10 protein-coding genes are annotated in these 12,113 nt (G+C 62.7%); 1 reads left to right on the top strand and 9 read right to left on the bottom strand.

Annotated elements, in window-relative coordinates; all coding sequences use genetic code 11:
- The first annotated feature begins 311 nt into the window (after positions 1-311).
- Complete coding sequence (locus TRD_RS13375) at positions 312-2,522, top strand: AAA family ATPase (protein WP_338064955.1); 2,211 nt, start codon at positions 312-314, stop codon at positions 2,520-2,522.
- Between the two features lie 62 nt (positions 2,523-2,584).
- On the opposite strand, the gene hpaD is transcribed toward TRD_RS13375, so the two are convergent.
- The 9 genes from hpaD to TRD_RS13330 are packed head-to-tail and all read right to left on the bottom strand — an operon-like array spanning position 2,585 to position 12,112.
- Positions 2,585-3,550, bottom strand: a complete 966-nt coding sequence (hpaD, locus tag TRD_RS13370; protein WP_012643140.1) for a 3,4-dihydroxyphenylacetate 2,3-dioxygenase — start codon at positions 3,548-3,550, stop codon at positions 2,585-2,587.
- A gap of 52 nt (positions 3,551-3,602) precedes the next feature.
- Positions 3,603-4,502, bottom strand: coding sequence for a VOC family protein (locus TRD_RS13365; RefSeq protein ID WP_012642881.1), 900 nt, complete (start codon positions 4,500-4,502; stop codon positions 3,603-3,605).
- 49 nt (positions 4,503-4,551) lie between these two features.
- Positions 4,552-5,052 (bottom strand): cupin domain-containing protein, encoded by a 501-nt coding sequence (locus TRD_RS13360; protein WP_012642577.1) that lies wholly within the window; start codon positions 5,050-5,052, stop codon positions 4,552-4,554.
- Entirely contained in the window at positions 5,004-5,867 is an 864-nt protein-coding gene (locus TRD_RS13355; RefSeq protein ID WP_012643134.1) for an SDR family oxidoreductase, read from the bottom strand. Before TRD_RS13355 ends, TRD_RS13360 begins: the two co-directional genes overlap by 49 nt.
- The gene (locus TRD_RS13350) at positions 5,864-7,342 is read right to left on the bottom strand and encodes a 4-hydroxyphenylacetate 3-hydroxylase family protein (protein WP_012642484.1); all 1,479 of its coding nucleotides are present in this window, start codon (positions 7,340-7,342) and stop codon (positions 5,864-5,866) included. Before TRD_RS13350 ends, TRD_RS13355 begins: the two co-directional genes overlap by 4 nt.
- A gap of 36 nt (positions 7,343-7,378) precedes the next feature.
- Positions 7,379-8,236 carry an alpha/beta fold hydrolase gene (locus TRD_RS13345; protein ID WP_012642579.1) on the bottom strand — a complete coding sequence of 286 codons (858 nt, stop codon included), beginning with the start codon at positions 8,234-8,236 and terminating at the stop codon, positions 7,379-7,381.
- A 9-nt stretch (positions 8,237-8,245) separates the two neighbouring features.
- Positions 8,246-9,796: a 4-hydroxyphenylacetate 3-hydroxylase family protein gene (locus tag TRD_RS13340; protein ID WP_012642534.1), complete on the bottom strand. Its 1,551-nt coding sequence runs from the start codon at positions 9,794-9,796 to the stop codon at positions 8,246-8,248.
- Positions 9,797-9,808: 12 nt separating this feature from the next.
- On the bottom strand, positions 9,809-10,981 hold the full coding sequence (locus TRD_RS13335; protein WP_012642467.1) for an acyl-CoA dehydrogenase family protein: 1,173 nt from the start codon (positions 10,979-10,981) through the stop codon (positions 9,809-9,811).
- A gap of 15 nt (positions 10,982-10,996) precedes the next feature.
- Complete coding sequence (locus TRD_RS13330; protein WP_012642499.1) at positions 10,997-12,112, bottom strand: epoxide hydrolase family protein; 1,116 nt, start codon at positions 12,110-12,112, stop codon at positions 10,997-10,999.
- Position 12,113: the final 1 nt, after the last annotated feature.

Here is a 12,113-nt window from a genome sequence, read left to right as displayed (position 1 = left end):
ATGATCTCCCCGCAGAGGGTGTCGGCGTTGCCTGCCACTGCCGACCACGAAAGGGCACGGATTCCCACGCTGCCCGGACCGACTGGCTGGATCGCTCGAGCGAGTCGCTCGTCAGTCCCACCGCGACGGTCGTCGCTGATCTCCTTTCCCCCTCGCTGGACTCCCGCCCGAGAAAGCGCTCCGAGCAGCCCGCCCAGCAAACGAACGACCCGCTCCGGCCGTGCCGATCCGATCGCACGGCCAACCGCCCCACCGAGCCGAGCGCTTCCCCGGTTGTTTCGCCTGCTGCATCTTGACAGTCGTTTCACGCGCTGCCTATCCTTCTCTCGGCGCCGTTCCCGGAGACGAGCGATGAACCAGCGGTACGAACTCGCGATCACGACCACGTTCGGCCGTATGCTCGCTGCGCTGCCGTCCAAGGCGCAGGAACAGGTCTGGCGCAAGCTCCCCGAACTACAGGCCGATCCCCCCCGGATGGGACCGAGCGCAAGCAGCGGATGGAGAACTTCGACGACGTCTATCGCTGGCGAGTCGGGAAATATCGCGCCTTCTACCGCATCGCGAACTCCCGCATCATTCTCATGGCGATCGAGCACCGACGGGACGCCTACCGGCACGACACGCTGCCGAGCGACGATGAGCTGATCCTCATCGAACCCGACGACCAGTTCGAACTCCCTGCGCTCGACGACAGTGCGCCGGCTGACGGGGACGTCGAGCCGCTACCGGCCGTACCGATGTCACCACCCGGCGATCCGCTCCCCCGTCCGCTGGCCGAGCCCGAACTCGCTCGTCTAGGCGTACCGGCTGACCAGTGTGGGCCGCTGGCGGCTTGCCGGACCGTCGATGAGCTGCTCGAAGTGCTCGAGCGCCTTCCCCCGGCGATAGCCGATCGGGTTCTGGCGCTCGCCTTGGGCACCACCCTGGAGGAGGTGCTCGACGACCCGGTCCTTCTCCTCGATGAGTTGCCCCCGTCCTTTGTGGATGTCCTGCGCGGCCATGTGCCGCTCCACTACCTGCTCGATCCGAGTCAAGAGGACGCCCTGCAGCGGATCAGGAACCAGGACGGCCCGTTCCTGGTGACTGGTCCACCCGGCAGCGGTAAGACGCTGCTCGGTCTGCTCGCTATCTCGCCGCTCCTCGCCCGAGCGCGCCAGCGCGGCAATCCCCAGCCACGCGCGCTGTTCGTCACCTTCACTCGTACGCTGGCCCGAACACTGGAACGACTCGCCCGCGTGCACCTCTCCGCTGCCGATCGCTTGGCGGTGGCCTTCAAGACCCTGGACAGCCTGGTCAACGATCTCGCACCGGACGCGCTTCTCGCTGATGGACCGGCGGTCGTCGCGCTCGTCGCCCAAGCGCGCCAACGCGCTTTCACGCGGCCCCTCTCGCCCGACCCCGCGCGCGACCGCAAGCTCGCTGGCTCGCTCCACCGAATCACCAACCTATACATCCAGGAGGAGATCGAAGAGGTCATTCTCGGTCGCGGTCTCCGCACACTCGAGGAATACCGCGCGGCCGATCGCACTGGTCGCCAGCTTCCGCTCAATGCCAACCAGCGTGAGGCGATCTGGTGCGTCTATGAGACCCTCAGCGACCTGCTGCGTGAGCAAGGCCTCTTCCTCCGCGAAGAACGGCGTCAACTCGCCTGGGAAACGGTTCGGCAGGACCCCGCGGTGACGCGCTACGACGTCGTCGTCGTGGATGAGGTGCACGATCTCTCGCTGACTGCGCTGCGCCTCCTCCATGAATTGTGCCGTCATCCCGAGGCGCTGCTCTTGCTTGGAGATACCGGTCAGTCGATCTATACGCGGACAGTCCGGTGGGACCTCCTGCGCGCCGAGTTCCCTGGATTGGTATCCATCGAGCTCTCGACTGGTCATCGCTGTCCACCGGAGATCGCGGCCGCAGCCGAGGCCTACCGAGCCGCGCTCCCGTTGGATGACTCCCGCGGCGAATCGTCGGCAGTGACCCATCGCAAGCGTCCTGGCCGTTCGCGCCCCCTTCTCGTCCTGCTGTCGCGCTGGGATGCCTGGCCAGATGCGCTCGCCCGCTGCCTCGCCGAACGTCTCCGTGAACTCCGGTTGACCTCTGGACACGCTGCCGTGCTCGTCCCCACCAATCAGCTGGCCGATGCGGCGTCCGAAGCCTTGTGGGCGCGTGGCTTCGAGGTCAAGCACGTGCGGGCTGGCCAGGATCTCAGCCAGGGTTCCGGCGTCAAGCTGCTCACGTGGCACAACGCCAAGGGCCTGGAGTTCGCACTCGTCCTGCTCGTGCTGCCCGATTGGGAGCCGCCCCCTGCCGGCTGGTCCGATTGCGAAGTCGACGAGGTCCGGGAGTCGATCGCGCTCTGGCGGCGCACCGTCTACGTCGCGATGACCCGTGCCAGCCGCGCGCTCGTCGTCCTGCGCCCGCAGCACGGCACGAGTGCCTTACTCGAAGGCTTCCCTGCCACTGTATGGGAGTCGGTCACGTTCGCGAGCGAATCGACCGACGCTCCGAGCGATGGCCTGCCGTTTTGACATATCGAGAGGGTGGCTCGCCTCACGGCGAGCCGCCCTCCCCGGTGAGGGAGGTTGTGAAGTCAAAGGGGCCAACTGGGGTTGACCGGTGTGGTTTCCAAGAAACGTGCTGGATACTCGGGCGACCACCACAAGCGTCCACCTTCGTCGTAATCCTCCCACTCCCAGCGGATCGGTTCCGCGTCCAGGTCGCGTTGGTAGTCGCCCATATAAATTTCGAGACGATTTCCTGAGGGATCACGGACGTAAATGAAGAAAGCGTTGCTCAAACCGTGTCGTCCTGGGCCGAAGTCGATCTGCGCTCGGAATCCGGCATCGGCCAAGAGATCGGCTGTTCGCATCACGTCAGCCGGTTCACCGACGTGATAGGCAACATGGTGAAGCGACGGACCAGTTGAACGGACCACGGCAACGTCGTGCGTACCACGCCGTCGTCGCAGCCACGCCGCGAAGGTCTTTCCGTCGCGGACAGTGTACTCCGAAATACTGAAGCGAAGGCGATCCCGCCAGTAGGTGAGTGATGCGTCGGGATCCTCGACGCGCAAGTTCATATGGTCGATGAACATCGGTGGAATACCCCGGAACCGATGAGTCGACCGCATCGGGAGCCGCACGCGGCCGCGGTCGTCGTAGACTGGCACTTGCTCCATGTGGTGATAGAACTCCACCGGATGCCCGTCCGGCGTGCGAACCCGCAGCGCTTCCCCTTGGCCTGGCTCTCGCCCTGCCTCGACCCGTGTGACTGGGACGCCGAGTGTGCGGTGCAGCTCCTCGAGTGCATCGAGATCGTCGGGGTACTCCACCCGGAGAGCGAAGTGATCGAGCCCGGGCTCGTCCGCTTGGACGAGCCCGAGCGTCCATAGATCGAAGTCCGCGATCCCCCGAACGTAGAGCGCGTCTCGCTCTTCGAGGGCGGGGACAAAGCCGAGCACATCGACGTAGAAAGAGCGAGCGGCTGACAAGTCGCGCACTCGCAGCACACAGTGTCCGAGGCGTAAGATGCGGAAAGCCTCCTGAGGGCGTCCCATCGCGGCCTCCTCTCCCCTGCCGTCCAGCTATGCTCGAGCTGATCGTTCCGGATCAGCTGCCGTGCCCAAACGATTCCGGCGGCAGGACTCCCCAGGCGCTCGCTGCCTCGGGAAAATCAGTCCAGATCAAGGGGGCACTGGCATGCTCGACCGCTCGAGGCATTTCGCCCGTCAGCTCGAAGCGGTTCCCACCTGGCTCGATGAGGTACGCGTAGAGGTTGCTGCCCAGGGCATGCCGACCCAACCCGTACTCGACCTTGATACCAGTGGCACTTGCCCGGTCGAGCATGCGCTTGATGTGGTCGATGCTTTCGAAGGTCCATGCCACGTGATGCAGCGTCCACGAAGGTTCGGGTGCACCGATCATTGCCAGGTCATGGTGCCACTCGCCGACGCGTGTCCACACTGCAGCCCAGACGTCGGGAGCAGGCTGGAAGATGTCGGAGATCTTGAAGTCCAGCACGTCTCGCAGGAACTCGGCAAGCGTGCGCACCTGGGGTGCATGGACGGAGAGTGTCACGTGATCGATGTCATCTGGTGTGACCCCTGCAAGGCGCTCGCGCAGAGCAGGCGCCGCCGGTCGCAGGTAGGGTCGGCGGTCCTTCACCAGTACGAGTTCCATGACATGTCCGGTGGGCAAGGTGAAGCGCAGTGCTCGTATGACTCCTGGCTCGCTGTCTTGCCGCTCCTCGCACTGAATCCCAGCTTGCTGCAGGCGTTGCCGGTAGTGAGCAAGATCTTCTTCAGTATCGACCTGGAACGCGAAGTGAGCAACGCCGGTCCCGCCTGGAGTGACCGCCAGGTCGAAGTTCTCGTCGAGTCCGCACCCGAAGTAATGGGTACTCCCGCTTTGCCCGAGGGGGACCAAGCCCATCACGTCGCGATAGAACGTCAACGCCCGGTCCGGATCCTGCACACGGATCTCGACATGAGCGAGCTTTTGGAGTGCCATCGCGTACCTCCCTTGTTGATCTACGACCAACCGACCATCGTTGCCGCACTCAGTGTGTCTTCGACTCCCCCGCTTGCAACCGGTCCCGGTACGAGATGCTACCGAGACTCTCGCGGCGGGCGACCCCGAGGTGTTCGAGAAGCTTCGAGTTTTCCACACCGATCATGCGAGCGGTCTCATCGCTGGTGTTGTAGTGCCGGTGCCAGGCCCACGGGGGTGTATAGATGAAACACCCAGTCCGCCATTCGACCACTCGTTCACCGATCTCGGAATAACCAGCACCGCTGAGCACGATATGGATGGTCTCATGCGGGTGGCGTTGCAAGTCCGTCGCTGCCCCGGGCGGAATCTCCTGGAGGAAGATGTCCAGAGTATTGGTTGGTAAGCGAGGCAACGCGCCGATACGCGAGGGATTCCCCGTGACCGCCGGATCGAGCCAGATCGCATCATCCTCTGACAGGACTAGGTGCTCGGGAAGCTCTCGATCCGGATCGAACGACTTCATGCGCCGGAGTCGCTCGAGGTAACCAGCGAGTCGCTCGTCACCCATTGCTGTACTCCTACGATCTCTCGCGTGTAGATCTCCGAGTAGACTGGCACCATCCGGCTGAACCCGCCGTCGATGGCATGAATCTGTCCGGTCAAATAACCAGCCTCGTCAGACGCGAGGAAGGCAGCTAAGGCGGCTACCTCCTCGGGGCGACCGAAGCGGGCAACGGCGATCGCTCCCTGCTCACGCTTTCGGTATTCGTCGAGAGGCATGCCCTCTCGCTCGGCACGGTACCGCTGCATCTCCTGCTGGCGTTCCGTGACGATATGCCCCGGAGCCAGCACATGCGTCGTTACCCCGTACGGACCGACCTCTGGTGCCAGCGAGCCGGCAAGCGCAGCGACCGCACTGCGTACGACGTTCGAGAGGTGGAGCAGCGGAAGAGGCGTGATGACGCCGGACGATGTCGAATAGATCAGTCTCCCCCAGCGGTTGGCCAGCATCCCTGGCAAAACGCCTCGGGTGAGGATGATGGCGCTGTACAAAATATGGCTAACCGCTCTCTCCCAGTCGGAGACAGTGAGATCGAGAAATCGCCCAGGCCGGGGACCACCCGTGTTGTGGAAGAGGATATCGACTCGGCCGACGCGTGCCAGTACTTCGTCCACTGCTGCTTCGACCGCAGCAGGCTGCTCGAGGTCCGCGAGCACGAACCCTGCTGCCCCGATGCTGCTGACCGCCTGCTGAGCGCGTTCTGCGTCACGGGCCAGTAGATACACTGTCGCTCCTTCGTCGACGAAGCGCTTCGCGACCGCCAGTCCGATACCTCGCGTCGCAGCGGTAACGAGCGCAGTGCGGCCATTCAAGCGTCTCATGCAACTCCCCCACGCAGCTGGTTGAGTGCGTCTTGCAACGAGTACGATGACAGCAAATCATCGAGCAGCTTCAGCGGTTCCGAGAAGTCGTACAGGAGATACTGTGTATTGATCCGGAGGAACATCGGATCTCCCGCGTAGAACCGCTCGTACAGTTCGTGACGTCCTCCGAAGCTGGAAACGGCAAGATCGTACGCGACCTTGAACAACTTGGCCCGTTCCTCAGCAGATGCTTCTGCCGCCCGCATGTACTTGTCGATATCCTCCCGAATCGGTGAAGCGAACGCGTCAGCCCGGGCTGGCGTGTACAGCAAGCTCCCCGCGAAGATCAGCTGCAAGAGTTCGCGGACACGTGGGTACCACCGGTTCCCGGAGTTGCGGATAGCGAAGAGCGGGCGAACGTTCGGGAAGAGAATTCCGTCCTCGTTGGGCTGCGCCTCGGTCTCACTCGCGATGATGGCAGCCTTCGTCAGCTCGATGTACGTGGTGATCTCGCCGATCGCATCCCGTACGTGGGGGAACTGATCGGTCTGCACCATCTGGGTACCTCGGTACGCGAGCCCCGCAATGAACTGGAGCTTGGAAAGGAGCCGGATACTGGTCTGATGACCAGTGAACGCATTGGAATTGATCTCCCAGATGCGATTCACCCGCTCCCAGTCTTGGTTGATGAAGACGCGTTCCCACGGTACCAGCACATCATCGAAAACAGCGACTGCGTCCATCTCGTCGAAGCGTGATCCGAGAGGATGATCGAAAATATCCGTGCCCCCATACGGCTCACGGCAGATGAAGCGAAGCCCCGGGCTGTCAGTCGGGATCGCAAAAGCGATCGCGTAGCGGGCGTCTTCCGGGGTGTACCGGCGCAGTGAGAACGGCCATACCAGAATCTCGTCTGCATACGGACCCGCAGTCGCCAGCATCTTGGCGCCTCGGACGATCAAACCGTCCTCCGTTTCCCGGACGACACCCAAGTACGTGAAGGGATCCGGTTGCGCATGCGGCGGTTTGCTGCGGTCGACCGGTGGGTCGGCGAGTGCGTGTGTCAGGAAGAGGTCGTTGTCCCGCACATACGCGAAGTATGCCCGTACCCGGTCCGCGCTTTCACCGAAGAAGCGAGCACTCGCGCACCAGGCAGTAAGCATCGCGCCGATGAAGTCGGTTGTCCGACCCATCAGCCCGAAGGTTGCGTCAGCCCACAGCTTGTGCATCTTCCGCCGCTTGAGGAGATCTTCGTGTGTCCGGGGAAGGAGGAATTGCGTCGAAACCGGCTCTCCAGTTGTCGGAGAGGGGAACAGCATGAAGTCCCGCACATCATCGCGGTGCTGCAGGTCATAGAGCCGCGCGAGTTCGCGCGCCGCAGGTGCGGTGGCCGGATGCTTCGTCACGTCGGTGATACGCTCGCCCCCGATCCAGACCTCTGGACTGTGTCGGGAAAGCCGCTCCAGGTATTCCTTGCCCGTCCGTGCTCCCATGGGTAATCCTCCGTATCGTTCGGCTCTTACGCTGTCTCACTCTCCGAGGAGGAACGACCGGTGCACCTCGTTGAATTCCTCCGGCTTTTCCCACTGTGGCCAGTGGCCGGCGTCGCGAATGACGTGGAGCCGACTTCCCGGAATCCACTGGAGGAGGAGTTCTGCCTCGTCCAGTCCCCCCGTGGGATCATGATCGGTCCAGAGCAACAGGGTGCGGGCGCGGATCTTGTTGCACCAGGATGGACTCCACGCATACTGCTTGCGAATCTCCCAATCTTGCACCGCGACGATGTTTTCCATTGCCCGCTCGAACCCCGGCTGGGTATAGATCCGGAAGCGAATAGCCACGAGTTCGTCGGTGACCTGGCTCTTGTCGTAGAACAACCATTCCAAGCGAGCGCGTACTGTTTCGTATGAAGCCTCGCGGACCGCTTTCAGGCTCGACTCCTTCACGCGCTGCATCACGTCCGGCTTATTCGTAATGTTCCCCGGCGTGTTGAGGATCAGCCGATCCACCCGCTCGGGAAAATGGGCTGCTGCCCACGCTGCCACCCACCCTCCCAAGGATTCACCGGAGAGATGAGCACGCTCGATTCCCAGCGCATCGAGCAGCCCGATCAGGTGCTCCGCGAGGTAATCGGGAGTGTACGGGCGATCCGGTTTCTCGGAGTAACCGTGTCCCACCATATCATAGGTGATCATCCGGAAGTACGGTGTCAGGCCAGCGAAGTTTCGTGCATATGCCTCTAGGTGCCCGCCTGTCCCATGGATAAAGACGAGTGCTGGGCCGTCACCGCCTTCCAGGACGCGGGTCCGGATGCCGCCGGCCTGGACGTAGTACTGTCGGATCGGTAGTCCGATCAACTCACCCCAGATCGTGACTCGTGTGGTCATGCGGTCCCCCTACACCGATTCCGCTGCTCGTTGCTGGAGGTGCTGGCGCGGGACGTTAACATCGGTCGGGTCGATCAGGTCGGCTGCCTTCCACCCAGTGATGTCGTATTCATCCATGCATGCGCGGACGAAGTTTTGCAGTGACTGGGTCAGCCCGCTCAACTGTGCGAGAAGCAGTGTCTCCAGGCGCACGTTCTCATAGTTGCCAGCGAAGTTCCGCTCGTAGAGCTCGTGCCGGCTACCGAACTCGCTCCCGATCGCGTCCCAGAGCAGCTTCATGATTTTCATCTTGCCGATCGCATCGGTTCCATGTGACCCACGGAGGTACCGGTCGAGGTAAGGACGCAACTCGGGAACGAGGAAGTCGACCGCATTCGAGTTGGCGTAAATGAGGGCACTCGCCAGAGTACGCTCGATCAAGTCGCGGATCCGTGGATAAGCGACCGTCATCAGCACGCGATACGCCTGCCCGGCTTCGAGGTTAGGAAGGAGCGTTCCATTCGGCCCCGGATCAGGTCGCTTGACCATCGCCCAGGCGAGCGACCAGAAGAGATGCCGCCAGGCGATCACTTCACCAAGATTGACTTGGACTCCCCGGAAGGCGTCGGTGCCGACGACGTGGGTCGCTTCGAGGAATGCCCCCACCAGGAAGTCCAGCTTGACCGCTAAGCGCACGCAGCCGTGGAAGAGTGCCCGGTTGAGGAAGCCGGTGGCTGGCACGAAGGTGTTCGCCTTTTGGAGGTCTCTATAGATAAACACGTTTTCCCATGGAATCTCGACACGATCGAAGACGAGGATGGCGTCGTTCTCATCGAATCGACTCGAGAGTGGATAGTCAAAGGGGCTCCCCATCACAGCTGCGGTCATTTCGTAGGAGGGACGGCAGATCAGCTTGAGTCCTGGCACATTCATCGGCACGAGCGCGGCGAACGCGAAGCGCTCGTCCTGGACCGGCATGGGGCCATAATGTGCGATGAAGTTGTAGTGGGTGAGTGCCGAGCCAGTGGCAACGACCTTGGCTCCACTGACCACGATGCCGCGCTCGGTTTCCTCGACAACGTGCAGCACGACGTCTGCTGCTTCATGGACTGGCCGGTGACGATCGACTGGCGGATTGACGATAGCGTGATTCAGGAAGAGGACGCGCTGCGCGATAGCTCGATACCAGCGGCGTGCATTCTCCGCGTAGGGCTCGAAGTACTCCGGCCAGGCGCCGAGTGTAGCAGCGAGACTGGCCTTGTAGTCCGGTGTCCGTCCCATCCAGCCCCAGGTCAGTCGCTGCCACGCGGCTACGGCCTCTAGCGCTCGCTCGAGATCAGCCGGCTCATGAAACACGCGGAAGAAAGCGTGCGTTCGTCCCCCTTCACCATCGAGCGGGGCAAGCAGGTCTTCCTGCCGGGCGGAATCGTGGAGGGCATCGTAAAGTCGTGCGAGCATGCGCGCCGCGTTGCGGAAAGCCGGGTGAGTCGTGACATCACGTACACGCTCGCCATAGATCCAGACCTCGCGGCCATCGCGCAGGCTCTCGAGGTACTCTGTGCCGGTGAGTGGTTGCGTCATGGTAGCCCCCCATCAGAGCAGTGGATGCCCTGGCCCGCCGAGCAGGACCTGGCCGAGGCTGGCCAAGCCATCTTCGTAGATCACCGCAACGTGTTGCGCTGCAGCGTGAATGTCGCGCCAGATCTTTTGCAGCGGGTGGTCGGCATAGAGCGCGCTGCCACCGCTGGCCAGGAACAGACGTTCCACGATGGTCGCGCACGTTCGGCTCATCCATGCCCGCTGCGCGAAGCAACGTGCGCGGAAGACGGGGTCGTCCTGACTCTGCCGTGCCTCTCCTCGGCGTTGCAGCTCCCGACAGTAGTGGTAACTGAGCGCTTGGACGGCATCAAAGAGCACGCTCGCTTCGGCCAGCGTCAGCGGTGCTGCCGGTGCTTCTTTCTCCCGTGCTCCCAGCGCATAGGGTCGAATCCGTTGCTCGACCCAGTCGCGATACAGCTCGATGGCGCGTTGAGTCCCACCCAATGCCGGAGCATAGATCGCGGTGGCGAGCATCGGGACGAACTGTGTTCGGTACAGCGGGCGATCCTGGAGCTTCGGATTGAAGGGAATTCCCCCTTTGGCCACCGGCATGAGGGGAAGGACGCGGTGTTCCGGAACCACCGCGTCCTCCACGGTGACTGAATTGCTTGCGGTTCCGCGCATGCCGACGACGTTCCAATCACGCTCCACGCGGACCTGGTCCTTCTTGAGCACGAAGAGCGCTGGCTCGGGTGGTCCCTCGGGGCGGAACTGGGCGAGCGCGTCCACTGCCACCCACTCGGCCCAGTCGATTCCGCTCAGGAACTTCCACCGGCCGGCTACCTTCCAGCCGCCATCGACGCGCTCGGCCCGCCCAACCGGTGCGATCGCGTCGACGATCAGCCCTGGCCGCTCCACGCCCCAGATCTCTTCTTGCAGCGCTGGATTCGCGTAGGCCAGCCACCACTCGTGAATCTCAAAGATGCTGTACACCCAGGCCGCAGCGGGATCGTAGCGCCCGAGTTCCCGAACCACCTCCACGTATGTCCAGGGCTGCAGCTCATAGCCTCCAAAGAGTTTCGGCCGCAGGAGCTTGATAAGCCCCGTCTCGACCATGGCGTTGACGACATCCGGGTGTAAGCTGCCGTTCGCTTCCCCTTCTGCAGCATGAGCGGCGGCGATCTCACCGACTTGACGTGCCAGTGCCAGTGCTGCCTCGTGGTCCATAGTAGGAGACTCCTTTCAGCTGCTCACCGACGTGAAGAACGCTCGAATCTCGCTCGCCAGGCCGCTCGGGTTTTCAACCGCCGGGAAGTGCCCACCACGGTTCAGACGCTGATAACGCCGGAGATTGAAATACTGCTCAACCCAACGACGAGGGACTTGTGCAACTTCTTTCGGGAAGGCCGCGACACCCGTCGGCACCGTGATGATCGGCATCCCTTCCCGGCTTGGCTGCCACGGATTCTGGAGCGACTCCGCGTAGAAGCGAGCTGACGACCCGAGCGTATTCGTGAACCAGTAAATGGAGAGGGTCGTCAAAATTCGATCGCGCGGATAGGCATCCTCGACGTTGCCGTTATGGTCGCTCCATCCGTGCAGCTTTTCCACGATCCACGCCGCCATGGCGACCGGGGAGTCGGTGAGATACGCTACCGTTTGTGGCTTCGTGGCGTGCATCTGGAAGTAGGCAGTGCCGTACTGCCACCAGAGCGCGGTGAGCTGCGCGTATGGCTGCTCCTCAGGTGTCCAGAGATCTTGCGGGATCGGCGCGAAATCGAGCGGGAAGGGCATCGAGGTGTGGAGACCGATGACCGCGTCCGGATACTTGTGCGCCAGCTGCTCGGCGACCAGAGCGCCCCAGTCCGCGCCGTAGACACCGTAGCGGGAACAACCCAGGACATCCGTCATGAGACGGTGCATCATGTCCGCCGCGGCGACGAAACCGAGTTTCGCCTTTCGCAACGGACTGGAGAAGCCGTAGCCGGGCAGCTCGGCAACGACGAGATCGAAGTCGGTCGCGAGCTGCGGCAGGACGTCACGAAAGTCCCAAAAGGTCCACGGCCATCCCCCCAGGAGCAAGAGAGTCAGACCCCCAGCCTTCCCTGTTCGCAAATAGTGAATCGGCTGACCGTCGATCTCCACGCGAAAGTGGGGGTAGTCATTCATCTCACGCTCGTGCTGCCGCCAGTCGTAACTGCCGATCCAGTCGGCGATCAGCGAACGAAGATACGCTTCATTGGTGCCGTAGTGCCATGTGTCGTTGGCCAGGTCACCCGGCCAGCGAGCCAGCGTCAGGCGTCGCCGCAAGTCGTCGATCTCTGACTGTGGGATGGCGATCGTGAATCGCTCTACCATC

This window comes from Thermomicrobium roseum DSM 5159 (assembly GCF_000021685.1).
Taxonomy (GTDB): domain Bacteria; phylum Chloroflexota; class Chloroflexia; order Thermomicrobiales; family Thermomicrobiaceae; genus Thermomicrobium; species Thermomicrobium roseum.
The sequence above is the reverse complement of the archived record's forward strand: the minus strand, read 5'-3'. Positions and strand labels throughout refer to the sequence as shown.

Bases quoted from the DNA above. Each gene is read 5' to 3' on its own strand.
- hpaD (WP_012643140.1), bottom strand. From the start codon at position 3,550: ATGGGACGCCCTCAGGAGGCTTTCCGCATCTTACGCCTCGGACACTGT.
- TRD_RS13365 (WP_012642881.1), bottom strand. From the start codon at position 4,502: ATGGCACTCCAAAAGCTCGCTCATGTCGAGATCCGTGTGCAGGATCCG.
- TRD_RS13360 (WP_012642577.1), bottom strand. From the start codon at position 5,052: ATGGGTGACGAGCGACTCGCTGGTTACCTCGAGCGACTCCGGCGCATG.
- TRD_RS13355 (WP_012643134.1), bottom strand. From the start codon at position 5,867: ATGAGACGCTTGAATGGCCGCACTGCGCTCGTTACCGCTGCGACGCGA.
- TRD_RS13350 (WP_012642484.1), bottom strand. From the start codon at position 7,342: ATGGGAGCACGGACGGGCAAGGAATACCTGGAGCGGCTTTCCCGACAC.
- TRD_RS13345 (WP_012642579.1), bottom strand. From the start codon at position 8,236: ATGACCACACGAGTCACGATCTGGGGTGAGTTGATCGGACTACCGATC.
- TRD_RS13340 (WP_012642534.1), bottom strand. From the start codon at position 9,796: ATGACGCAACCACTCACCGGCACAGAGTACCTCGAGAGCCTGCGCGAT.
- TRD_RS13335 (WP_012642467.1), bottom strand. From the start codon at position 10,981: ATGGACCACGAGGCAGCACTGGCACTGGCACGTCAAGTCGGTGAGATC.
- TRD_RS13330 (WP_012642499.1), bottom strand. From the start codon at position 12,112: ATGGTAGAGCGATTCACGATCGCCATCCCACAGTCAGAGATCGACGAC.